18 protein-coding genes are annotated in these 21,905 nt (G+C 65.4%); 8 read left to right on the top strand and 10 right to left on the bottom strand.

Annotated features, from left to right (window positions below):
• Position 1: 1 nt before the first annotated feature.
• Together HW090_RS11070 and HW090_RS11075 are read right to left on the bottom strand one after the other, a co-directional pair.
• The gene (locus tag HW090_RS11070; protein ID WP_179113584.1) at positions 2-1,414 is read right to left on the bottom strand and encodes an ATP-binding protein; all 1,413 of its coding nucleotides are present in this window, start codon (positions 1,412-1,414) and stop codon (positions 2-4) included.
• Positions 1,401-2,150, bottom strand: a complete 750-nt coding sequence (locus tag HW090_RS11075) for a response regulator (RefSeq protein WP_179114895.1) — start codon at positions 2,148-2,150, stop codon at positions 1,401-1,403. Before HW090_RS11075 ends, HW090_RS11070 begins: the two co-directional genes overlap by 14 nt.
• Before the next feature lie 167 nt (positions 2,151-2,317).
• Between HW090_RS11075 and HW090_RS11080 the strand changes: the two genes are divergently transcribed.
• From HW090_RS11080 to HW090_RS11090, 3 genes are all read left to right on the top strand, one after another.
• Complete coding sequence (locus HW090_RS11080) at positions 2,318-4,558, top strand: TonB-dependent siderophore receptor (RefSeq protein ID WP_179113585.1); 2,241 nt, start codon at positions 2,318-2,320, stop codon at positions 4,556-4,558.
• A 123-nt stretch (positions 4,559-4,681) separates the two neighbouring features.
• Positions 4,682-5,278: a response regulator transcription factor gene (locus HW090_RS11085; RefSeq protein WP_179113586.1), complete on the top strand. Its 597-nt coding sequence runs from the start codon at positions 4,682-4,684 to the stop codon at positions 5,276-5,278.
• A complete protein-coding gene (locus HW090_RS11090) occupies positions 5,275-7,083 on the top strand; it encodes a hybrid sensor histidine kinase/response regulator (RefSeq protein ID WP_218673532.1) in 1,809 nt (602 codons plus the stop codon). Before HW090_RS11085 ends, HW090_RS11090 begins: the two co-directional genes overlap by 4 nt.
• 117 nt (positions 7,084-7,200) lie before the next feature.
• On the opposite strand, the gene HW090_RS11095 is transcribed toward HW090_RS11090, so the two are convergent.
• The 4 genes from HW090_RS11095 to HW090_RS11110 form a co-directional block, all read right to left on the bottom strand.
• The gene (locus tag HW090_RS11095; protein ID WP_179113587.1) at positions 7,201-7,797 is read right to left on the bottom strand and encodes a nitroreductase family protein; all 597 of its coding nucleotides are present in this window, start codon (positions 7,795-7,797) and stop codon (positions 7,201-7,203) included.
• A gap of 121 nt (positions 7,798-7,918) precedes the next feature.
• Positions 7,919-8,617, bottom strand: coding sequence for a glutathione S-transferase N-terminal domain-containing protein (locus HW090_RS11100; protein ID WP_179113588.1), 699 nt, complete (start codon positions 8,615-8,617; stop codon positions 7,919-7,921).
• A 204-nt stretch (positions 8,618-8,821) separates the two neighbouring features.
• Positions 8,822-9,727: an AEC family transporter gene (locus HW090_RS11105; protein WP_179113589.1), complete on the bottom strand. Its 906-nt coding sequence runs from the start codon at positions 9,725-9,727 to the stop codon at positions 8,822-8,824.
• Between the two features lie 5 nt (positions 9,728-9,732).
• Positions 9,733-10,131, bottom strand: coding sequence for an acyl-CoA thioesterase (locus HW090_RS11110; RefSeq protein WP_179113590.1), 399 nt, complete (start codon positions 10,129-10,131; stop codon positions 9,733-9,735).
• Between the two features lie 319 nt (positions 10,132-10,450).
• Here HW090_RS11110 and HW090_RS11115 point away from each other — a divergent pair, with 319 nt between their 5' ends.
• The 5 genes from HW090_RS11115 (at position 10,451) to phoU (ending at position 17,335) form a co-directional block, all read left to right on the top strand.
• The gene (locus HW090_RS11115) at positions 10,451-11,419 is read left to right on the top strand and encodes a PstS family phosphate ABC transporter substrate-binding protein (RefSeq protein ID WP_179113591.1); all 969 of its coding nucleotides are present in this window, start codon (positions 10,451-10,453) and stop codon (positions 11,417-11,419) included.
• A gap of 201 nt (positions 11,420-11,620) precedes the next feature.
• Positions 11,621-13,879 (top strand): ABC transporter permease subunit, encoded by a 2,259-nt coding sequence (locus HW090_RS11120; RefSeq protein ID WP_179113592.1) that lies wholly within the window; start codon positions 11,621-11,623, stop codon positions 13,877-13,879.
• A 114-nt stretch (positions 13,880-13,993) separates the two neighbouring features.
• Positions 13,994-15,610, top strand: coding sequence for a phosphate ABC transporter permease PstA (gene pstA, locus HW090_RS11125; protein WP_179114897.1), 1,617 nt, complete (start codon positions 13,994-13,996; stop codon positions 15,608-15,610).
• A gap of 83 nt (positions 15,611-15,693) precedes the next feature.
• On the top strand, positions 15,694-16,527 hold the full coding sequence (gene pstB, locus HW090_RS11130) for a phosphate ABC transporter ATP-binding protein PstB (protein WP_179113593.1): 834 nt from the start codon (positions 15,694-15,696) through the stop codon (positions 16,525-16,527).
• 79 nt (positions 16,528-16,606) lie between these two features.
• Positions 16,607-17,335 carry a phosphate signaling complex protein PhoU gene (gene phoU, locus HW090_RS11135; protein WP_179113594.1) on the top strand — a complete coding sequence of 243 codons (729 nt, stop codon included), beginning with the start codon at positions 16,607-16,609 and terminating at the stop codon, positions 17,333-17,335.
• A 387-nt stretch (positions 17,336-17,722) separates the two neighbouring features.
• Here the strand turns inward: phoU and HW090_RS11140 are convergent, their stop codons facing one another.
• The 4 genes from HW090_RS11140 to HW090_RS11155 form a co-directional block, all read right to left on the bottom strand.
• Entirely contained in the window at positions 17,723-18,019 is a 297-nt protein-coding gene (locus tag HW090_RS11140) for a GIY-YIG nuclease family protein (protein ID WP_179113595.1), read from the bottom strand.
• A complete protein-coding gene (locus HW090_RS11145) occupies positions 18,016-19,404 on the bottom strand; it encodes a GTPase/DUF3482 domain-containing protein (protein WP_179113596.1) in 1,389 nt (462 codons plus the stop codon). Before HW090_RS11145 ends, HW090_RS11140 begins: the two co-directional genes overlap by 4 nt.
• On the bottom strand, positions 19,397-20,791 hold the full coding sequence (locus HW090_RS11150) for a DUF2868 domain-containing protein (RefSeq protein ID WP_256930659.1): 1,395 nt from the start codon (positions 20,789-20,791) through the stop codon (positions 19,397-19,399). Before HW090_RS11150 ends, HW090_RS11145 begins: the two co-directional genes overlap by 8 nt.
• A gap of 117 nt (positions 20,792-20,908) precedes the next feature.
• On the bottom strand, positions 20,909-21,898 hold the full coding sequence (locus HW090_RS11155) for a copper resistance protein B (RefSeq protein WP_179113597.1): 990 nt from the start codon (positions 21,896-21,898) through the stop codon (positions 20,909-20,911).
• Positions 21,899-21,905: the final 7 nt, after the last annotated feature.

Raw genomic sequence — 21,905 nt, forward strand, 5'->3', positions numbered from 1 at the left:
GTCAGGTTTCAGGGTGTGGCGGGTGACGCGCCAGTGTCAGGCTGGCGCATAGCCCGCCTCCGATCCGGTTGTGCAGTATCAACTGGCCGCCATGGCCCTGGGCGACGCGCTTGGCGATACTCAGTCCCAGGCCGTAGCCGCCGGACTGCGGGTTGCGCGATTCCTCGCCGCGCACGAAGGGCTCGGTGATCGACACCAGGCGTTGCTCGTCGATGCCGGGGCCTCGGTCCTCGATATGCAGGGTCACGCTGTCGTCGTCCGTTTCCAGGCACAGGCTGATCGTCCGGGCATAGCGCAGGGCGTTGGTCAGCAGGTTCTGCAGGCAGCGTTGCAGCATCAGTGGATTGCCTTCGACCATCCCGGCCTGGCCGGTGACCGGCAGCGGTTCATCGTCCTGTGCCAGCTCCGTACACACGCTCGCCAGCAACGCATCGAAATCGACAGGCTGTGTGCGCTGGTCTTCGGCACAGCGCAGGTAGTCCAGCACCTGGGCGATCATGCCCTCCATCTCCGCGATGTTCTGTCGCAACCGCTCACGCTGCTGCTCGTCCGCGATGCGCTCGATGCGCAGGCGCATGCGAGTCAGCGGCGTGCGCAGGTCGTGGGAGACCGCCGCCATGAAATAAGACTGGTCGTCGAGCATACCGATCAGGCGCTGTTGCATGGTGTTGAAGGCCTGGGCCGCCTGGCGCACCTCAAGTGGCCCGCTCAATGGCAAGGGGGGTTGTTCCAGGTTGCGCCCCAGGCCCTGCGCGGCTTCGCTCAGGCGTTTCAACGGGTTCAGGCACAGGCGCACCGCCAGCAGGCAAATGCCAAGCACCGCAAGAATGCGCAGCGCATAGACCCGCAGCAGGTAGTCCGAGATCAGTATCCAGGCTGACTCTCCGCTCCAGCCTTGCAACTCCTGGCCTTCCACTTCGAGCCAGTGCCCGTCCGCCAGGGGCAGGGCGAAGTGCACATGGGCATGGGCAATGCGCAGCCCGAACAGGCTGTCCCAGACGATGTCGCGACCGAGTTCGTCGTTGAGGGCGAAGTCGATGACATGCACCGGTCGCTCGTAGCCCAGCTCGTAGGCGAGGGCCTGGTACAGCAGCAGTTCGATCCGGTGGCGCACGCGCTCGTCCTGTTCCGGCGTGAGTGGCCGGTTTTCCAGGCAGCGCGTGATATAGCGGGTGGGTGAGGGAGAGGACTCTCCGGGCAGGCAGGCGTCCTGCGCCGCCAGGGGCGCCGCACGGCTGGCCATCAGGCGGACCGGGGTTTCGAGTACCTGGGCGAAGCGTACGTCGAACCAGATGCTGCTGGAAAGCAACTGCACCGCCAGGGTGCCGCCGACCATGATCACCAGCACCTGGGCGAACAGGGTGCGCGGCCAGAGTGGCCTGAGCCGCCGGCAGACCGCCTTAGCGATCTTCATCCTGAATGCTCAGCAGGTAGCCCTCGTTACGGATGGTGAGGATGCTCACCGCATTGCCCGGCACCCGCTTGAGGTGCTGGCGAAGACGGCTGACGCACATGTCCACGGAGCGGTCGTCCGGCAGGTGATCCCGGCCGAACACGCTCTGCGTCAGTTGCCCGCGCGACAGTATCTGTTCCGGCGCTGCCAGCAGGTCGCGCAATACGCGGTAGTCCGAGCGTGGCAGGCTCCGCTGTTGCCCGTCGGGCAGGGTCAATATGCGCTTGCGATGGTCGAGCCGGTAGCCGGCGAACTCCAGCGAAGTGTCCTGGCATTCCGGCTGGAGCGCGTCCTCCTGGCGCTCGGCCCGGCGCAGCACAGCCTTGATCCGGGCCAGCAGTTCCCTGGGCTCGAAGGGTTTGCCGAGGTAGTCGTCCGCACCGACCTCCAAGCCGATGATGCGGTCGAGTGGCGAGCCTTTCGCCGACAGCATGATCACGCCCGGCCCCCGCAGGCTTTGCAGTTGCCGGCAGAGGCTGAGGCCGTCTTCGCCCGGCAGCATCAGGTCGAGGATCAACAGGTGCACCTTGTGGCGTTCGAGGCAGCGCCACATCTGTTCGCCGTCCGCTGCCGCGAGCACGCGATAACCCGCGTCGCTCAGGTAGGCGCACAGCAGTTCGCGGATTTCATCGTCGTCGTCGACCACCAGCAGGGTTTCCAGGGCCAATGGCTTGGCGATGCCCTCATTACCTTCCATTACATACCCGTACAAGCGGCTGCTATTGCTCAAGGAAACAAACCATAAAATCTATCAGAATCATCAACAAATGAGAAAAACTATCAATGTTGCCAATCTGCCTTCCTGCCCACGCACCGAGTGCATCTCTGCCCCGGGCTTTTCGACGCAAACACGCTGCCGTACTCATGGCCATGGGCTTCAGTGGCCTGCTGGCCGGGCCTGTCCATGCTGCGACGGATGAGCGCGAGACTACACTCAATATCGGCGCGATCAACGTCGAAGACAGCGCGTTGAGCGAGCCAACCGAAGCCGCCGAACAGGTCGGTTATACGGTCAAGCGCACGGGCAGCGCCACGGGGTTGCGCCTCAGTCCTCGGCAGACACCGCAGACGGTCACCACACTCACCCGCGAGCAGATGACCGACCGGCAGATCACCAATATCGAAGAAGCGCTGGCCGCTACGCCGGGTATCACCGCCAGTAAACTGGAAGTCGGGGTGCGCACCAACTACCGCGCCCGTGGTTATGCCGTGAGCAACTGGAAGATCGACGGCGTGCAATTTCCCGGTGCCACCGGTTTCGGCGGTGGCGGTAATGCCATGAACCTCGATCTCTACGAGCGCATCGACATCGTGCGTGGTGCCAACGGCCTGCTTGGCGGCACGGGCGATCCATCGGCCACCGTCGACCTGCGCCGCAAGCGCGCTGGCCGAACCTTCGGCGGCAGTGCCTACGCCACCTACGGCAGCTGGGACAAGCGCCGCCTGGGTGCCGACCTGAACCTGCCGCTGAGCGAAGATGGCCGCCTGCGCTCGCGCTTCGTCGTGACCCAGGAAGATGCCCGCTCGTTCCGTGACCAGGAGTCCTCGCGCAGCCGTGGCGCACTGGCCACCTTCGAGTTCGACCTGAGCGATGCCACCACCCTGGGTGCCGGCTACGCCTACGAATACAACAAGGTCATCGGCAGCGGCTGGGGTGCGAATATCCCGGTCTGGTTCGCCGATGGCAGCAAGGCCAAGGTGTCCCGCAGCACCAACCTGGCGCCCAGCTGGAGCCATTCCGCCGCCGAGACGCAAACGGCGTTCGCCTCCCTGGAGCACCGCTTCGACAACGACTGGGAACTGAATGCCCGCCTGACCCATGGCGTGACCGAGGCCCGCAACAAACTGGCGGTGGCCAAGGTCAACCAGGTGCGTCGTGGCCTCTACGGCGGCTACTGGCAGCAGGACGGCAGCGGTGCTGTCCTCAACGCGCTGGGCGACGCCTCCGACACCACTCAGCAGGGGGCGCAGATCGACCTCAGCGGGCCGTTCCAACTGCTTGGCCGTACCCACGAGGCGATGTTCGGCTACAGCGACAACCGTACGGTGGCCTGGGCGCCAGAGTACAACTGCGTGATGAGCGACGGGCTGGGGACCGAGATCGCCTCCGCAGGCTGCATGTACCGCCTGAACGGCCTGCCGATCAGCGACTGGCACAATGGGGTCGATGACAATTTCTACATGAGCATGACCCGCTCCGGTCGTCATTCGAAAACCACCACGCGCCTGCAAGGGCTCTATGCGGCCACCCGCCTGAGCATTACCGACCCGCTGTCGGTGATCGTCGGCCTGCGTACCAGCGACTACCGCGTCACCAGCCGCACGGTGGCCGCCGTACACAGCAGCCAGCAGGAAAACGGCGTCGTCACGCCCTATGCCGGTATCGTCTACGACCTGAACGACAACTACTCGGTCTATGCCAGCTACACCGACGTGTTCACCCCGCAGACCCAGCTGACCACCAGCGGCAACCGGGTCGAGCCCATCGTCGGCAAGAGCTACGAGGGCGGGATCAAGGGTGAATGGTTCGACGGTTCGTTGAATGCCCAGGTCGCCTACTTCCGCACCCAGCAGGACAACAAGGCCGTGCTGGATGTCGGCAACGTCACGCCAACCGGCACCGACGCCTACAAGGCCGGTACCGGCGTGGAAACCGACGGTATCGACATCGAAGTGGCGGGCGCCCTGACACCGGACTGGAACGTCTATGGCGGCTACACCTACCTGCACTTCCGCCGTGTCGATTCGGATGGCCGCAGCGATCCGTCGCACCTGTTCAAGCTGTCGAGCACCTACCGTCTGCCGGGCGAGCTGAACCGCCTGACCCTGGGCGCTGGCGTCAATGCGCAGAGCAACATCCGCGCCTTGTCGAGCCCGGCGGGCATCCCGACCAATGGCCAGAGCACCGGCTCTACCGCGGTCAACTGGTCCGGCTACGCCATCTGGAACGCCATGGCCAAATACGACGTGACCGACGCGACCAGCGTCAGCCTGAACGCCAACAACCTGCTCGATAAACGCTACTTCACCAACTACGGCTTCTATGCCGGTGCCGTCTACGGTGAACCGCGCAACCTGTCGGTCAGTCTGCGTACCGCGTTCTGATCGCGCCAACGCGCCTCATGAGGTAACCAAAGCCCCGTGCGATAGCCATCGCACGGGGCTTTTCGCTAGTCCTTTTGGACTGGTCTCTTGCCTGACGCGGGTGGAGGCTATTGAATAGCGGGCATGACTATTCATCTGCTTCTTATCGACGATCACGCCCTGTTCCGTTCCGGAATCGGCATGGTGCTATCCGCTGGCCTGGGCTCCATGGAACTGTCGGAGGCCGCTTCGCTGGAAGAGGCCTTGCAGTGCGGCAACGAGTCGCTCGATCTGATACTGCTCGACGTGCAGCTCGACGGGCTCAACGGCCTGGACGGCATCGCGCTGCTCATGCAGAAGTGGCCCCTGGCGAAGGTGGTGGTGGTGTCGGCCGCCCTGGAGTCCCAGGTGGCGAGCGAAGCCCTGGCCAGGGGCGCGCATGGCTTTATCTGCAAGGCAGAAACGCCGGGTCGTATGCTCGAACTGGTCAGCCGGGTGCTGGCCGGCGACAGCGAGGCCTTTGCGCCTGGTGCGGCTTCGGAAGGCATACGCTTGACGCCCCGGCAGTGCGAAGTCCTCGACCTGCTGTGCCAGGGGTTGTCGAACAAGATGATCGGGCGGCGCCTCAGCCTTTCGGAGAACACCGTGCGCGGGCATGTGCAGGCCATGCTGGCGACCTTGCAGGTGTCCAGCCGTTCGGAAGCGGCCTTCGTGGCGCGGCGCCTGAGACTGATCAATTGAGCGCACTGGAGCGGGAGGCCGACCTGGAGCGCAACATCCGGGTCGAGCAGGTGCGCCTGGTGTTCCTCGGCATGAAGAACTCCCTCTACCTGGGGGTCACCCTGGCACTCCTGCTGGTGATGGTGCTGTACGACAACGAGCGGCATACCCGACTGCTGGGCTGGCTCGCGATGGTCGTTGCCGGGCGCTTGCTGTGCGTGGGGTATGCACGCTGGGCGCTGCGGCGTGGCGTGGAGCAGGACAACGCCTTGCGCCTGATCGTGCACATGGGCGTCATCAAGGCGTTCGAGGGCCTGGCCTGGGGCTTGCTGGCCTGGATCGCGATGGGGCAGGCGTCGTTGCCGGAGCAGTTGCTGGTGATGGCGTCCCTCGCGGGCGTCGGCAGCAATGCCGTGTCATTGCTGGCCCCGGTGTTTCCCCTGTATTTCAGCATGCAGTCCATGCTGCTGCTGACCATCAACAGCAAGCTGTGGGTGATCGGCGACCCTACCTTCCGCATGCTGGCCCTGGGCTGTGCGCTCTATGTTGCGGGGCAGGTTGGCCAGGCCTTGCTGGCACAGCGCGCTTCGCGCCGCTCCATCGCCCTGCGCTTCGAGAACCTCGAGCTGGTCGAACGCTTGCGCGGCGTTTCCGAGCAGGCCGAGCAGGCGCGTATCAAGGCCGAAGAAGCCAACCTGGCCAAGTCGAAATTCCTCGCGGCGGCCAGCCATGACTTGCGCCAGCCGGTGCATGCCCAGGAGCTTTTCCTCGAGGTGCTGGCGCGCAGCGACCTGTCGGATGACCAGCATAAAGTCCTCAACAATGCCCGTGTCGCCAGCCAGGCCTCGGCGGAGATGCTCAATACCCTGCTGGATTTCTCCCGTATCGAAGCCGGGGTGATCACGCCGCGCCGTTGCGTCTTCCAGTTGCAGCCGTTGCTCAACAAGCTGGCCAATGAGCTGGGCGGGCTGGCCGATGCCAAGGGCATCGTCTACCGCAGCCGCGAGACCCACCTGGCGGTGAACTCCGATCCGGCCTTGCTGGAGCGGATACTGCGCAATCTGATCACCAATGCGATCCGCTATACCGAGACCGGTGGCTTACTGGTCGCCTGCCGCAAGCGGGGCGAGCGGGTGTCGATCGAAGTGATCGATACCGGTATCGGGATCGACGCCCGGCAGCAGCGCGAGATCTTCCGCGAGTTCCACCAGTTGGGTAATCCGGAGCGCGACCGGCTCAAGGGTCTGGGGCTTGGCCTGGCGATCACCGATGGCCTGGTGCGCTCCCTCGGGCATGGCCTGAGCCTGGTGTCGGAGCCGGGGCGGGGCAGTATCTTCCGCGTCCTGCTGCCGCTGGCCCGCTCCGATTTCAGCGAGGATGTCCGCGACCTGATGGGCGGCCCGGCATTGCCCAGCGGGTTGTTGCAGGGCCTGCGGGTGCTGGTGATCGAGGACGATGCCAGCTTGCGCATGGGCATGCTGCAACTGCTGGCGGAATGGGGCTGCGACTGCCGCACAGTGGAAGGGCTGGACGAGGCGCTGGCGGAGGTCGGGGAGTGGTCGGTGCAACTGCTGGTCAGCGACTACCGCCTGCGCGAACACCTGACGGGTGCCGAAGTCATCGCCCGTGCACGCGAGGCCGCAGGCCGTGAGCTGCCGGCCCTGATCATCACCGGCGACACCGCGCCCGAGCGCCTGCGTGAAGCCCACGACAGCGGCGTGCCCCTGTTGCACAAGCCGGTGTCGCCGGCCCAGTTGTACCGGACCATGGTCGACCTGAGCGGCGTCCGGCAGGACCGTTACGCGCATGTGGAAAGTTGCCCGTAAGCCGACGGCAGCCGTGCGACGGGCTTGGACTGCAATGAGCCCCCTCGCAGGCAAGGGGGCTTCATCTCTGCCGCCAGCCTTCCGTGTCGCCTTGTAGAAGACTTTAGCGGAGTGACATCAGCGGATGCTGTCGCTGAAGCGCCCTTCGGCGGCCAGCTTGTGCAGGGGCTCGCGCTGGCTGGGCTGTTCGCGTTTCTGCAGGTCTTCCGGCAGGGTCTCTGGGCTGGCCAGGTGGCCGATGGCGACGGCGGCCTGGAACTCGTACTCCTCCGGTACTTCCAGGGCGATGCGCGCCCGTGCGGCGTCGAAGCCGCCCATGCCATGGCTGACCAGTCCGTCATGGGCCGCCTGGTTGGCCAGGTTGGCCCAGGCTGCACCGGTGTCGAAGGCGTGGCTGGGGAACGGCGCCGGCTGATCCTTGCCGGGGGCGACGAAGGTGCGCTTGGACAGCACGAACAGCAACGCCGAGGCATTGGCGGCCCAGCGCTGGTTGAAGGGCAGCAGCAGGTCGAGGAAGGTGTCCCATTCGGCGCTACCGCGTAGCGCATAGAGGAAGCGCCAGGGCTGTGCGTTGTACGCCGAGGGTGCCCAGCGTGCCGCTTCCAGCAGGTTGTCGAGCTGCTGGCGGGTGATCGGCTCGCCAGTGAAGGCGCGGGGCGACCAGCGTTCGGCGAACAGCGGGTTGATCGGGTGTTCGGGGTGACGAGTGCTCATTGAAACTCCTGGTTCTGCCCTGGGGCAGGTTGGGCAAGGGTAACGGCCATGTTCGACCTCGTGCTGTGCAGGTTTTCGGTCGACGTGGTGCTGCATGGCCGTGTGGAATGCCCGCTGTCTGTCAGCTGGGTACTTTCAAACCGCGTTCCACCGCCGGGCGGGCGAGGAAGGCATCGAGGGCGCGGCGTACGTTGGCGAAGGCGTCGAAGCCCACCAGTTCGCCGGCTTCGTAGAAGCCGACCAGGTTGCGCACCCAGGGGAATATGGCGATATCGGCGATGCTGTAGTCGCTGCCCAGCACCCACTCGCGACCTTCCAGTTGGTGGTCCAGCACGCCGAGCAGGCGGTTGGATTCGGCGATATAGCGGTCGCGCGGACGTTTGTCCTCGATGGCCTTGCCGGCGAACTTATGGAAGAAGCCGAGCTGGCCGAACATCGGTCCGATCCCGCCCATCTGGAACATCAGCCATTGCAGCGCCTGGTAGCGTGCGGCCGGGTCCTGCGGCAGCAGTTGGCCGCTCTTTTCCGCCAGGTAGATGAGGATCGCGCCGGATTCGAACAACGCCAGCGGCTGGCCGTCCGGACCGTTGGGGTCGAGGATTGCCGGGATCTTGTTGTTCGGACTGACCGAGAGGAACTCCGGGGTGAACTGGTCCTGGGTGTCGAAGCTGACCTTGTGTGCCTCGTAGGGCAGGCCGATCTCTTCGAGCATGATCGAGACCTTGACCCCGTTGGGTGTCGGCAGGGAGTAGAGCTGGAGGCGTTCAGGGTGTTGCGCGGGCCATTTGCGGGTGACGAGGAGCGGGGTTGGTGCGGTCATCTGGCGTCCTGTTGAGCAAGGCAGGGAAACGTCGAGATTAACCGAAAGTGGCGGGTTTTGATCCGGGGATCGCACGCTTTTCCAGGGCGATTGCGTTATATCGTTATGCATTTCGCGGAGGAAAAGGTGCGCATCAACTCCCTGTATCGCCGCAGGGTGCGCCGCGTGCACCGGTTTCTCCGGCCCCGGTGCGCGTGGCGCACCCTACGACAGAAGGATCAGCACCAATGGCAGGCTCAGCGCCGCCAGCAGGGTTTGCAGGGTGATGATGCCGGCCATCAACTGGCTGTCGCCGCCGAGCTGGCGTGTCAGTACATAGGCGGTGGGCGCGGTGGGCAAGGCGAAGAACAGCACCAGCACCGTGCTTTCCAGCGGTGGCAGTGCCAGCAGATACGCCACACCGTAGGCCAGGGCCGGCGCGGCCAGCAGGCGCAGGGCGCAGTTCCAGCCGAGGGCCGGTACTTCGCCGCGCAACTGCCGGGGTTGCAGCGCCGCGCCGACGCTGAGCAGCCCCAGCGGCAGGCTGGCGGCAGCGAGCAGGGCCAGCAGGCGTTCGCTGCCGCCAGGCAGGCCGAGGCCGGACAGGTTGATCGCCGCGCCTGCCAGGCAGGCGAGGATCAGCGGGTTCTTCAGGATCGGCAGCAACAAGCTGCGGGCACTGACGTCACGCTCTGCCAGCAGCGCCCAGACCGACATGGCGTTGACGATAGGGATCATCAGCGCCAGCATCAGCGCCGCCAGGGCCAGGCCCTCCGTGCCATACAGGCTGCCCAGCGCCGCGAGGCCGAGGTAGGTGTTGAAGCGCAGCACGCCCTGGGCAATGGCACCGAAGCGTGCCGCCGGCCAGCCGAACAGCCTGCGCGCCAGCAACAATGCCAGCCACAGCAGACCCAGGCCCAGCACCACGGCCAGTGCCAGGCGCGGCAGGGCCGGGTTGTCCAGCGGTGCGCTGGCCAGGTTGCTCAGCAGCAGCGCCGGGAACAGGACGAAATAATTGAGCCGCTCGGCACCGGGCCAGAAGGCTTCGTTGGGAAAGTCGGCGCGACGCAGCAGGTAACCAGCGACGATCAGGGCGAACAGCGGCCACAGGGCCAACAGCAAGGCGACCATGGCGATCAGCGGCGCGGCAGGGGACGGGTGCGGCCACTGCCATCAATGGCGACGAACACGAACACCGCTTCCGTCACCTTGCGCCACTCCAGCGACAACGGGTCTTCGCTCCAGACCTCGACCAGGATCTGGATCGAGCTGCGGCCCACTTCCAGCGTCTGGGTATAGAAGGACAGTTGCGCGCCCACCGCCACCGGCACCATGAAGGCCATGCGGTCGATGGAAACCGTCGCCACCCGTCCCGCCGCCACCCGGCTGGCCATGGCGGTGCCGGCCAGGTCCATCTGTGCGACCAGCCAGCCGCCATAGATGTCGCCGAAGCCGTTGGTTTCCCGTGGCAGTGCGGTGATTTGCAGGGCGAGGTCGCCCTGCGGGATCGGGTCTTCCTGTTCGTAATCTTTCATCGTCGACTCGGCGCGTAATTGTTTTTGTGGCCCGCCTTCCCTGGCAGCGACCCTTCGGGCCGTCGCTGTCGCCACGTCGGAAATCGCTCATGGCGATTTTTCGTGGCGCAAACCCGTGTGCTAGCGGGGCTGGCGAGTAGTGCGAGGAGACTGGCGCAGATGACCGGCTTTTGCAATTACCCAAGCGGGTGGGTGTCGGCCTGGGTTCGCAGTCGTAACCAGATTGTCACATTCGATTCATAGAGTGTTCACATGGCCTCTCGATACTGGCCACCGTTCCACCAACACTTCCCAAGTACATCCCTGCCAGGAGCAAGGTATGAAACTGAATCGTTTGATGGCGGCCCTGACCTTCGTTGCCGCTGGTGTAGGCACTGCCGCCAGCGCTGTTGCGGCGGTCGATCCTGCCCTGCACAACTACGAGAAGACCTCCGGCGTATCAGGCAACCTCTCCAGCGTCGGTTCCGACTCGCTGGCCAACCTGATGACCCTGTGGGCCGAAGAGTTCAAGCGCAGCTACCCGAACGTCAATATCCAGATTCAGGCCGCCGGTTCGTCCACCGCGCCGCCCGCCCTGACTGAAGGCACTGCCAACATGGGGCCGATGAGCCGCCCGATGAAGGACAACGAGATCCAGGCCTTCGAAGAGAAGTATGGCTACAAGCCGACCGCCGTCCCGGTGGCGATCGACGCCCTGGCGGTGTTCGTGCACAAGGACAACCCGATCAAGAGCCTGGACATCGAGCAGGTCGACGCGATCTTCTCCAGCACCCGCCTGTGCGGTGGCGCCAAGGACCTCAAGACCTGGGGCGACCTGGGCCTGACTGGCGAGTGGGCGGCCAAGCCGATCCAACTGTTCGGTCGCAACTCGGTATCCGGTACCTACGGTTACTTCAAGGAAGAAGCCCTGTGTAAAGGTGACTTCAAGTCCAACGTCAACGAGCAGCCGGGTTCGGCTTCCGTGGTGCAGTCGATCTCCAGCACCCTGAACGCCATCGGTTACTCGGGTATCGGCTACCGCACCTCCAGCGTTCGCGCCGTACCGCTGTCCAAGGGTGGTGAGGCTTTCGAAGCCAGCGAAGAGAACGCACTGGCTGGCAAGTTCCCGCTGGCCCGCTTCTTCTACGTCTATGTCAACAAGGCGCCGAACAAGCCGCTGAGCCCGCTGGACGCCGAGTTCGTCAAGCTGGTCCTGTCCAAGCAAGGCCAGGATGTGGTGGTCAAGGATGGTTACATCCCGCTGCCGAAGAAAGTGGTCGACAAGGCGATGAAAGACCTGGGTCTGTGATCGTCTGAGCCGTGCCCCGGCGCCCGCCACGCAATCGCGTTGGCGGGCGTCTTCGTTTCAGTGCCTTGTAATTTATTTGTCATACAGCCGCTATAGGCTTTGGCCGGAGCCGCCCTGTGCCCGTGCGATGGTGCGTGGGCGGTTTTCGGACAGTATCCCGGAGGGCCGCACGGCCCACCCTGGCAGGAATGAAATAACGCCATGACCGCTCATTCGAAATTGCAACGGCTGGACTTCAACACCCCGGCCCTGCAGCGCAAGCGCCGCCTGCGCGCCCTCAAGGATCACTTGGCGCGCTGGTATGTCTCCATTGGTGGACTGGCCGTGTTGGCCGCCATCACCCTGATCTTCTTCTACCTGGCGAGCGTGGTCGTGCCGATGTTCCAGGGCGCGAGCCTGGAGCCTCAGGACGCCCGGCAACCCGCCTGGCTGGCTGAAGCGGGCGAGCCGCTGTTGCTGGCGATGGAGGAGCAGAACCAGGTGGCCTTGCGCCTTGGGCGTGATGGTCGTATCCAGTTCTTTGATGTCGACTCCGGCAACCTCGTCTCGACGGTGGCACTGCCCTTGCCGGAAGGCAGCCAGGTGGTCTCCATCGGCCAGGACGTGCCCGGCAGCCGCCGCGTGGTGCTGGGCCTGAGCAATGGCCAGGCGCTGGTGCTGGAGCACCACTACAAGGTCAGCTACCCGGACAACAAACGCCTGATTTCGCCGCAGGTGACTTACCCCTTCGGTGGCCAGCCGGTCAGCCTCGATGAGCAGGGGCGTCCGCTGGAGCATGTGGCGGTCAGCCAGAATGGTTCGACCTTGCTGCTGGCGGCGTCCACTGGCAATCAGCTGCACGCCGTGCGCATCTCCAGCACGGAAAACCTGCTGACTGGCGAGAGCAGCCAGGAGCAGAGCGATGTGGCCCTGCCGCAGATGGCCGAGCCGATCAAGGCATTGCTGGTCGACCCCCGGCAAATGTGGCTGTACGCGATCAGCGGGCAGGCCAGCGCGGATGTCTTCGACCTGCGCCAGAAACAACTGAACGGTCGCTACAAACTGGCCAGCGGTCAGGCCGAAGTGACCAGCGTGACGTCGCTGCTGGGCGGTATCTCGCTGCTGGTCGGCGACTCCAAGGGCGGCATCGGCCAGTGGTTCATGGTGCGCGACGAGGACGGCAAGTCCGAGCTGCGCAATGTGCGCAACTTCAGCCTGGGCAACAGCCCGGTCACCCAGATTCTTCCGGAAGAGCGCCGCAAGGGCTTCCTGGCACTGGATGCCAGCGGCACCATCGGTATCTTCCACAGCACTGCGCACCGCACCCTGCTCAAGGAGTCGGTCGCCGAGGGTTCGGCCATCGCCGCCCTGTCGCCGCGCGCCAACCGCCTGCTGGTGGAAAGCGGCGGCAAGCTGCAAGGCCAGGTGATCGACAACCCGCACCCGGAAATTTCCTGGAGCGCGTTGTGGGGCAAGGTCTGGTACGAGAGCTATGCCGAGCCTGACTACGTCTGGCAGTCGACCTCCGCCAACACTGACTTCGAACCCAAGCTGAGCCTGGCGCCACTGGCCTTCGGTACGCTCAAGGCCGCCTTCTACGCCATGCTGCTGGCGGCCCCGCTGGCGATCTGCGCGGCCATCTACACCGCTTACTTCATGGCGCCGCGCCTGCGCAGCAAGGTCAAGCCAGTGATCGAGCTGATGGAGGCGCTGCCGACGGTGATCCTCGGCTTCTTCGCCGGCCTGTTCCTCGCGCCGTTCCTCGAAAGCCACCTGCCGGGTATCTTCAGCCTGTTGCTGTTGATGCCGGTGGGCATCATCGCCGCCGCCTATGGCTGGAGCCGCCTGCCGGAAAGCCTGCGCCTGCGCGTTCCCGAAGGCTGGGAAGCGGCGCTGCTGATTCCGGTGGTATTGCTGGTCGGCTACGGCTCGCTGGCGATCAGTGGGCACCTGGAGAACTGGTTCTTCGGTGGCGACATGCGCCTGTGGCTGACCAACGACATGGGCATCCCCTTCGACCAGCGCAACGCCCTGGTGGTCGGCCTGGCCATGGGCTTCGCGGTGATCCCGACCATCTACTCGATCGCCGAGGATGCCGTGTTCAGCGTGCCCAAGAGCCTGACCCTGGGCTCCCTGGCCCTGGGTGCCACGCCATGGCAGACCATGATCCGCGTGGTGATCCTCACTGCCAGCCCGGGCATCTTCTCGGCGCTGATGATCGGCATGGGCCGTGCGGTGGGCGAGACCATGATCGTGCTGATGGCCACCGGCAACACGCCGATCATGGAGGCCAACATCTTCCAGGGGCTGCGTACCCTGGCGGCCAACGTGGCGGTGGAAATGCCCGAGTCGGAAGTGGGCAGCAGCCACTACCGCGTGCTGTTCCTCGCCGCGCTGGTGCTGCTGATGTTCACCTTCGTGATGAACACCCTGGCCGAACTGATCCGTCAGCGACTGCGTGGCAAGTATGCGAGCCTGTAATTGCCCGAAGAATTCGGCCAGTGATGGCCGCCGGAAGATTTCGAACAAAGGTGTAAATCCGTGAAACAGGATTCCCTGAAAAACTGGTTCAAAAGCGGTTCGCCGTGGATCTGGATGAACGCGGGCGCGGTGTCCATCGCCGTGATCATGACCATCGGCTTGCTGGCGGTGATCGCCGTGCGCGGTCTTGGCCACTTCTGGCCGGCCGACGTGATCGTCTCCGACTACAAGGTGCCGGGCAGCGAGCCGCGCCTGCTGGCCGGCGAGGTGGTGCAACTGGAGGAGGTGCCGCGTGCGCGGCTGGCCGCTTCTGGCCTGCCGGTGAATGCCGAGGGTGGCGAGTTCATGACCCGCGAGCTGCTCAAGGTGGGCAACCGCGAGGTCTACGGCGCCGACTTCACCTGGGTGGTCGGCGAATGGCTGAGCAACTCACGCACACCGAAGGACCTGATCGCGGTCGAGCGCCGTGAGTGGGGTAACTTCTACGGCTTCCTGGTGAATATCAAGGAAGACGGCAAGCTGGTGGCCGAAGGCGAAGGCGCCTGGGCCGAGCTGCAGAAACGTATCGCCCGGGTCGACGACCTGCACGCCAAGATCGTTCACCTGGAGAAGGTCGACATCGGCCGTATCAACCACGGACTCGAACGCCTGCGCCTGAAGACCCGCAAACTGGAGCTGGACGGTCGTCTCGACGCCATCGTCCAGGCCGAGCTGGACGCCGAGCGCGATGCCTGGCACGCCGAGTACAAGGTGCTGGAAGCCGAACTGACGGCGCTCTACCAGACCTTCAACCGCGATAGCATGACCGTGCGCACCGCTGACGGGCACGCGCTTGAAGTCAGTCTGGGCAAGGTGGTGCGGGCGTTCCAGCCCAACGCCATGTCGCTGCCGCAGAAGTTCGGTTTCTACTTCGCCAAGCTGTGGGAGTTCGTCAGCGACGAGCCGCGTGAAGCCAACACCGAGGGCGGTATCTTCCCGGCGATCTTCGGCACCGTGCTGATGACCCTGATCATGGCGGTGATCGTCACCCCGTTCGGCGTGATCGCGGCGGTCTACCTGCGCGAGTACGCCAAGCAGGGCTTCCTCACCCGGGTGATCCGCATCGCGGTGAACAACCTGGCGGGTGTGCCTTCGATCGTCTACGGCGTGTTTGGCCTGGGTTTCTTCGTCTACGTGCTGGGCGGCTCCATCGACCGCCTGTTCTTCCCCGAGGCGGCGCCAGCGCCGACCTTCGGTACGCCGGGCCTGATGTGGGCCTCGCTGACCCTGGCGATCCTCACCCTGCCGGTGGTGATCGTCGCCACCGAGGAAGGTCTGGCACGCATTCCGCGGATGATCCGCGAAGGCTCCCTGGCCCTGGGCGCGACCAAGTCGGAAACGCTGTGGAAGGTGGTGCTGCCAATGGCCAGCCCGGCGATGATGACCGGCCTGATCCTGGCGGTGGCGCGCGCCGCCGGTGAGGTGGCGCCGCTGATGCTGGTGGGTGTGGTCAAGCTGGCGCCGGCGCTGCCGCTGAACGGCAACTACCCCTACCTGCACCTGGACCAGAAGATCATGCACCTGGGCTTCCACATCTATGATGTCGGCTTCCAGAGCCCGAACGTCGAGGCAGCGCGTCCGCTGGTCTACGCCACCGCCCTGCTGCTGGTCCTGGTGATCGCCCTGCTCAACTTCAGTGCCATCTACATCCGTAACCACCTGCGCGAGAAATACAAGGCGCTGGATCATTGATCGAGCTGGAAGCCGGAAGCTGGAAGCACGCAGTGGCTTCCGGTTTCAAGCTTCAGGCTTAAAGCTTGAATCGGAGTGATTTTATGCAACATGAAGCCCATACCCACGGCATCGACATTTCCGCCCTGGGCCGCGACAAGCGCACCCTCGACCTGGCCAGCGAAACCGTGGCCATCGAAGTCCCCGGCCTGAGTCTGTTCTACGGCCAGAAGCAGGCGCTGTACGACGTCAGCATGAATATCCCGAAACAGCGCGTGACGGCCTTCATCGGTCCGTCCGGTTGCGGCAAGTCGACCCTGCTGCGCTGCTTCAATCGCATGAACGACCTGGTGGACGGCTGCCGCATCGAAGGCGCCATCAACCTCGACGGCCACAACATCTACCGCAAGGGCGAGGATGTCGCTGACCTGCGCCGCCGCGTCGGTATGGTGTTCCAGAAGCCCAACCCGTTCCCCAAGAGCATCTACGAGAACGTCATCTACGGCCTGCGCATCCAGGGCATCAAGCAGAAGCGCGTGCTCGACGAAGCCGTCGAATGGGCGCTCAAGGGTGCAGCGCTGTGGGACGAGGTCAAGGATCGCCTGCACGAGTCGGCGCTCGGCCTGTCCGGTGGTCAGCAGCAGCGCCTGGTGATCGCGCGCACCATCGCCGTACAGCCGGAAGTGCTGCTGCTCGACGAACCCAGCTCGGCGCTGGACCCGATCAGCTCGCTGAAGGTCGAAGAGTTGATCTACGAGTTGAAGTCCAAGTACACCATCGTCATCGTGACCCACAACATGCAGCAAGCGGCGCGCGTCTCGGACTACACCGCCTTCATGTACATGGGCAAGCTGATCGAGTACGGCGACACCGACACCTTGTTCACCAACCCGGCCAAGAAGCAGACCGAAGACTACATCACCGGGCGCTACGGCTAGTGGACCCCGTGGGGTGCGCGATGCGCACCAGATAGCCGGTGCGCATCGCGCACCCTACCTGCCTTTTCGTGGAGCGAATGTGATGAACAAAGACAGCCATACCCAACATATTTCCCAGCAGTTCAATGCCGAGCTGGAAGAGGTCCGCAGCCACCTGCTGGCGATGGGCGGCCTGGTGGAAAAACAGGTCAACGATGCCGTCACCGCGCTGATCGAGGCCGACTCCGGCCTGGCCCAGCAGGTGCGCGAGGTCGATGAGCAGATCAACCAGATGGAGCGCAACATCGACGAGGAATGCGTGCGCATCCTCGCCCGTCGTCAGCCGGCGGCCTCCGACCTGCGCTTGATCATCAGCGTTTCCAAGTCGGTGATCGATCTGGAACGTATCGGCGACGAAGCCACCAAGATCGCCCGCCGTGCCATCCAGTTGTGCGAGGAAGGCGAGTCGCCGCGCGGTTATGTCGAGGTTCGCCACATCGGCGATCAGGTGCGCAAGATGGTTCAGGAGGCACTGGATGCCTTCGCCCGTTTCGATGCCGACCTGGCGTTGTCGGTGGCGCAGTACGACAAGAACATCGACCGCGAGTACAAGACCGCCCTGCGCGAGTTGGTCACCTACATGATGGAGGACCCGCGCGCGATCTCCCGCGTACTCAACGTGATCTGGGTACTGCGCTCGCTGGAACGCATCGGCGACCACGCGCGCAATATCTCCGAACTGGTGATCTACCTGGTCCGTGGCACCGACGTTCGCCACCTGGGCCTGGCGCGGATGAAGGAAGAGGTACAGGGCAAGGGCGAGGCGTGATCGCGGTTCCTTCCAGCCCTGATGGGCTGTGATGGTTTTTCGGTCAGTGGGTAAGCGTTTCCTGTTTCCTCGTCACTCCCGCGCAGGCGGGAGTCCATAGGGTTACCGCACGCACCGTGCACCTGGGTCCCCGCCTTCGCGGGGACGACGGAAGTGTGGTTGCGATGGTTTTCTGACCTGTCGATACGCGCACCTCGACTCCTCGTCATTCCCGAACAGGTGGAAATCCATACGGTTGCCGCTGTACCGCGTACCTGGGTCCCCGCCTTCGCGGGGACGACGGAGGTGGGGCGATGGTATTCCGACCTGTCGATACGCGCACCTCGGCTCCTTGTCATTCCCGCGTAGGCGGGAATCCATGCGATAGCCGTTGCACCGCTGGGCTGCCTATGCCTCGCCGATGATCTGTTGCCACAAATCCAGCCACTGTGGATTGGTGCTTTCGATCAGGCGCAGTTTCCAGGCGCGGTTCCATTTCTTGATGGCCTTTTCACGGGCAATGGCGCTGGTCATGCTTTCATGCTGCTCATACCAGACCAGTGTCTTCACGCCATGGCGACGGGTGAAACCTTCTACCAGGCCTTCCCGGTGCTGCCAGATCCTCTGGATCAGGTCGGAGGTAACACCGGTGTAGAGGGTGCCGTTCGGTTGGCTGGCCAACAGATAGACGGCGGGTTGTTTCATCGAGGCGTTGCTGCCAGTGTCGATTTCAGTTCGTCGATGGCCTCCAGCCGTTCCCGTTGATCCAGGCGGCTGCCCGTATTGAGCCCCGACCACTGCGGATGCGCACGTGCCCGGCCCAGCGCCTCCGGCAGCTTGCCTTGCCGCCAGCCATCGTCCTGGGGGCGCTGCAACTGGATCGTCTGTTGTGCTGCGTGGCCGCGCAGCGCCAGGGCCGCGAGCAGTTGCCGTTGGCGCAGCGCCAGCAGGCGCAGGATGCCGTCGTCCACGGTCAGTTCGCGCTGGCCCTTGAGTTTGCCCAGCAGGCGCCCGCCATAGTGACGGGCGGTCTGTGCGCCGCCACCGGCGATGGCGCCGAGCAGGGTGGCGGCACCCAGGGTCAGGCCGCCGACCAGCAGGTCGATGCCGGCCCCGGTGGCAGCGCCGGCGGCCATGCCGCCGCCGATCGTCACACCCAACTGCTTGAGGGTTTCCGGGTTGAACAGGTCGTTGCCCCAGCGCCCGTCCAGCAGCGGTAGCTCGCCTGCGGCGGCGTCCTGTGGGCGGAAGGCATACAGGCGTAGCAGGGCTTCCACGCAGCGTTGCTCGCGCTGGCGCACCGCTTCATGTAGTTCCTCGATGGCGCGGCGTTCCAGCTCCGGGTGGGCGGCGACGCTGCGGCGACAGGCGGCGACATCCACCAGCAGCTCAGCGACCAGCCGCTGGCCCTCCTGCTGGCGCAGGGCTGCCTGGGCTTCATGGTCGTCGATCAGCCGTTGCAACTGCGGCCGGGCGTTTTCCAGCAGCAGTGCCAGGCTCTCGTAGAGACGGCGCTCGCCGTCCAGCGGCGGGGCCACGCTGTCGAAGCGCACCAGCGCATGCAGGCCGATACGGGCCAGTGCTTCGCGCCACTCTTCCTCACGATGCCCCGGCAGGGCGACGAAGTTGAGCACCGGCAGCAGCGGCTTGCCGCAGCCGGCCAGTATCTGCAACTCATCGCGGTACTTGGCCAGCACCGGCTCGCGGGCGTCGATCACATAGAGCCCGGCATCCGAGGCGAGCAACTGACGCAGCACCTTGGCTTCCTGTTCGAAGCGCTGGCGCGCCTCGCTGCCATCGAGGAAGCGGGCGGTGCGCGCTGGGCCGTCGAGGCGTTCGCCGGGGCGTTCCAGACGCTCCAGCAATTCCAGCAGGGCGATGGCGTCTTCCAGGCCGGGGGTGTCGTACAGCTCCAGCAGCGGTTGGCCGTCCACCGACAGTCGCGCACCCTCGACATGGCGGGTGGTGCTGGGGCGATGGGAGACTTCGCCGAAACCGACATCCCGCGTCAGGGTGCGCAGCAGCGAAGTCTTGCCGACGTTGGTGTGACCGACCACGGCGAGTTTCAGCGGTTTGTGCGCATCAGTCATGGCCTGTCTCCAGCCATTGCAGGGGGGCCGTGTCGGCATGGGGCAGCGGCAGGGCGTCCAGTGCCTGGTGCCAGTCCTCCAGGCGCTGGCTGTCGAGGGCCTGGCCGGACGGGGCTTGCAACAGCCAGACGCGCGTGGCGGCAGCGCCGCGCGACAGTTCGCCGAGCAAGGCCAGGGTGCCTCGATCCGGCGAGCGCAGGGGATCGCAGGCGATGACCAGGCGTTCCGGCGGGAAGCGGGTCAACTGGTCGAGCAGCCGCTGGCGCTGTTCGCGACTGTCGAGGATGCCGGCGTCGGCGATGGTTCCGGCCATCCTGGGTGGCCAGCTTCGCGATGGGTCCAGCTCGACGGCCACCAGTACCGCGCCACTGCCGTTCTCGCCAAGCAGGCCCGCCTGTGGGCTGTGCAGCGCCGCCGGGGCATCGTCGCTGACACCCAGGCGTTCGCTGGCGGGTTGCAGACGCTCGCGCAACAGGCGGTAGCCGGGCAGTTGCAGGTCCAGGCGCAACTGGCCACGGTCCTGTTTCCAGCGCCACAGGCAGAACAGCAGCAGCGCCAGGCGTGGCAGCAGGCCGTAGATCAGCAGTACCCCGACCAGCCACTGCGCCCAGGCCTGGCGCGCGCCGTCCAGATCGCCGCCGGGCAGGCCGCTGGCGCGGATCTGTTGCAGGTCCGGCAGTTGCAGGCCGAGCAGGGCGGGCAGTGCGCCGAGCGCCTGGGTCAGGCCGACGAAGGCCTGTTCGCCGAGTATGGTGGTTTCCCAGATGAAGCCGTAGCGACGCGTGGCGAGCAGCGCCAGCAAGGTCAGCAGCGCGCTGCCCATGGCCAGCGACCACAGGCCATGTACGCCGATGCCCAGCACCCAGCGGCCGAGGCGGCGCTGTTGCAGCAGGCTGAGCAGGGCCGGGGCCAGTTGCACGGCGCGGGCATCGCGGGCCAGCTTCTCGCTCAGCCACAACCACAGGTTGCCCAGGGCACCGCCGCCATTGCGGCTGAAGAACAGCCCCAGCGCCCAGCCGAGCAGCGTCAGCAGATTGAGGCCGAGCAGGCTGCCCAGTGCCCAGAAGACATTGACCGGGCGCTGCCCGTCGCCCAGGGCGGCCCAGGCCAGCAGGGCGCCGCTGAGCAACGCCAGCAGGGCCAGGCCCAGCGCCGCCAGCCAGGAGCCCTGGCGCCAGCGCCGGGCCGCGTCCAGCAGGCCGTCGCGGCGCGCCAGCCAGAGGGCGCGGGCCTCGATACGGATTTCCAGGGCGTCATGCCCGGCACGCGCCTGGCGGTTGGCCTCGGCATCGTCCAGGGGGCCGGCATGTTCCTCGCGCAGCCGGATGGCTTCGGTCAGCCAGAGGCGGTCGAGGTCGCTGAGGGTGGGCAGGCTGGATGAAGTCACGCGCGGTCTCGTCGTTCGGTCGAGACTGGAGGATAACGACAGCGGTGAGCTACAGGCTACCGACAGTGAGAAAAAGCGACGCGGGGGCTGACCGGAGCGAGGGGCTCAAGGGGTGGCTCAGAACCAGAAGCGCACCCCGAGCACCAGCCGTGCTTCCTCGGCGTCCTCGCCGTGGGCGCGGCGCAGGTCGGCGCTGTTGCCGTAGTGGCGTTGCCAGTCGACGCCGATGTAGGGCGCGAATTCGCGGCGGATTTCATAGCGCAGGCGCAGGCCGAGTTGCAGGTCGCTGAAGCCTGAGCCGATCTCGCGGCGCTCGTCGGTGCGGCCATACAGGTTGGCTTCGGCGCTGGGTTGCAGGACCAGGCGCTGGGTCAGCAGCAGGTCGTATTCGGCGCCCAGGCGCAGGGCGCTCTGGCCGCCTTCGCCGAGGAAGGTGGTGGCTTCGGTTTCCAGGCCGTAGAGCGGTGTGCCCTGGAGGCCGAAGGCGGCCCAGGTCTGGGCCGAGCCGGGTTTGAAGTCCTGGCGCAGGCCTAGCACGCTTTCCCACCAGGGGCCGACAGCATGGCCCCAGAGTGCCTGGAGCTCGGCGTGGTCAGTCTTGCCGGTGATGCGCTCGCCTTCGCTGCGCAGCCATAGGCGGTCGACATCGCCGCCGAACCAGCCGCCGATGTCCCAGGCCAGGGTGCTGCCCGCGTCGGCGTCCTGCCACTCCAACTGATCGACCAGCAACTGGCCGTTGAGAGAGCCGCTATGCATCGAGTGCGCGCGCAACTGCGGAAAGGCCGCGGCCCGGTCGGCGTCGGTCACGGGAGGGACGTGAGTCTGTGTTTCCTGATGGTGGCTGCCGTGTGTCGAGGGCGGCGCAGAATGCTCGTGGGATGAGCCGGGTGCCTCGTGAGCGGAATGCTCATGGCCATGTTCGTGCGCTGCCGGTGCCGTGTGCTGGGCATGTCCGGCATGCTCATCATGCGCGGCATGGCTGCCGTGGCCGTGCTGGTCGTGGTGGGCATGGGCCGCGTGGTCGTGCTCTTCGGCGGCGGCCAGCGGCAGGCTGGCCAGGGAGCCGAACAGCAGACCGAGCAGTGCTGAGTGGGTCGGGCGATGCATGGGCGTT

The sequence above is a fragment of the Pseudomonas sp. ABC1 genome (assembly GCF_013395055.1).
Classification (GTDB): Bacteria; Pseudomonadota; Gammaproteobacteria; order Pseudomonadales; family Pseudomonadaceae; genus Stutzerimonas.